Genomic DNA, 353 nt, shown 5'->3' with positions numbered 1-353 from the left:
TTGTAGACTACGCGTTGATGCCGGGTGTGAGGATGAAGGTCCTGGTAGATCAGGTCGTTCGTGCCAAGCAATGGATCATTCATCACATAGCAGAGCACGGTGGCGACCCTTCATTGCTCACGATCAGTGGTCATTCTGCAGGAGCCCATCTTTCAACATTCCTTTTTCAAAGTAGCACCACGGGTTCCTCTGTCAATGGCGCCCTGTTGCTGGGCGGCCTCTACGATCTCCTTCCCTTACAGCAGTCCTTTTTAAAGGCCGAGATTGCTCTTACGGATGACGAGGTCGCGGCCTTCACGCCACTAGGCCATTCGTACGATCCCTCTTGCCGCGCGATCTTGGCGGTAGGCGAG

Annotated in this window: 1 protein-coding gene; it reads left to right on the top strand. The window is 54.7% G+C overall.

The window, feature by feature from the left end:
- Positions 1 to 14: 14 nt before the first annotated feature.
- Positions 15 to 353: alpha/beta hydrolase (locus AC1DIX_RS28435; protein ID WP_477328708.1), on the top strand; the 339-nt coding region annotated here is incomplete at its 3' end.

It is taken from the genome of Massilia sp. 05N420 (assembly GCF_056397205.1).
Note: the sequence above shows the minus strand (reverse complement) of the source record. Positions and strands in the feature narration are given on the sequence as shown.